Annotated in this window: 1 protein-coding gene; it reads right to left on the bottom strand. The window is 75.0% G+C overall.

Annotated features, from left to right (window positions below; translation table 11 throughout):
- Nucleotides 1–1049 (bottom strand): SCO2583 family membrane protein (locus tag FNQ90_RS23525; RefSeq protein ID WP_182608191.1); only part of this gene is annotated, 1049 nt, incomplete at its 3' end.
- Nucleotides 1050–1318 lie beyond the last annotated feature (269 nt).

Genomic DNA, 1318 nt, shown 5'->3' with positions numbered 1-1318 from the left:
TCCCCGTCCTCCCCGGCCGGGTTCTCCCCCTCGGCGCCTTCCGGCACCTCCCCGTCACCGGGCTCCCCGGAGGGCCGCTCACCGGCGAAGAGCGGGCGCAGCTCCCGGGAGGGATCCACGGCGCAGTCGGCCGGCCCGGCGGCGACCTGCGACCCCACCAGGACCACCCGGCGCTCGCGCAGATCCCGCTCGGTGAACTCCATCCGCAGCCGTTGCTGCACGAGGAAGAGCGAGGCGGGGTCGTCGGCGTCGGCCTCCGCCGGCCGCACCGTGTAGGCGGCGACGAGCGCCACCGAGACCTCCAACGCCCGGCCCGCGCCGACCTCCCGCACCGTGAAGGTGCCGCCGGTGCGCACCCGGGGGTCCACCAGGCCGACCACCGAGGGGTCGAAACGGATCAACCAGCCGGTGACGGCCGGCCCCTCCTCCCCACCGGCCAGACTTCGGTCGAGCTGACGCTGCTGTTCGGGCCGCAGCAGGCCCCGTACCGGCAGCACGGTGGCGCCGGTCAGCACCTCGGGGGTGAGCGCGGCGGCCACCGCGTACTCCTTCGCCAGGGCGAGTGCCTGCGCGACCTGTTCCCGGCCGAACTCCTCGGTGCGGCGCGCCTCGGGCACCTCCAGACCGGCGGCCCCGACTCCCAACCCGGCGACCGGTCCCTCCCCGGTCAGTTCCTCGGCCGTGCCGCCGGGGACCTCACCGCCGGGGACCAGCGGCACCACCACGGTCCAGGGCGAGGCGGTGTGCTCGACGGTCCCGTTGTAGGGGGAGTTGGTGCCGAGCAGCAGGGCGACGGCGAGCGCGGTGAGGACGATCAGCCCCAGCACGATGCCCTGCGCGGGCAGCCCGGTCCCCCACCGGGACTCCCGGGCCGGGGCGAAGCGGTTGCGGACCGGGGAGGTCTCCTCCTCCAGCCGCCGTTGGGCGGAGAACTCCTCGATGCGGGCAGCGCGGACGAACGACTCGTCGAAGACGGTCGATCGCCACTCCTCGTCCTCCCCGGAGAATCCCGTCGGGGTCCCCTCCGGAGGCTCTGAACGCCCGGCCACCCATCCAGCGTAGGACGGGGAGGGGCCGGGGAAACAGTCCACCCGGGAACGATTTCCCTCCCGGTGGGGCGGCTTCGGCCGGCCGGAGCCGCGTGTTCCGCGTGCCGGTCCCCGAACACCCGGGATTCGAGGGGCCTCACCCGAACGGACGAACGCAGGGTCCCCTGCGACGGCGTGTCACCCCCGGCGGGCGGATTCCCGAAACGGGGGCACTCCCGCCGGTTCCCCCATAATTCGTTCCCGGTCCCCCCGCCGAGCCGGGGCCGGTC

Origin of the sequence: Streptomyces alkaliphilus, from assembly GCF_014141535.1 — a bacterium.
Lineage (GTDB): Bacteria > Actinomycetota > Actinomycetes > Streptomycetales > Streptomycetaceae > Streptomyces > Streptomyces alkaliphilus.
The sequence above is the reverse complement of the archived record's forward strand: the minus strand, read 5'-3'. Positions and strand labels throughout refer to the sequence as shown.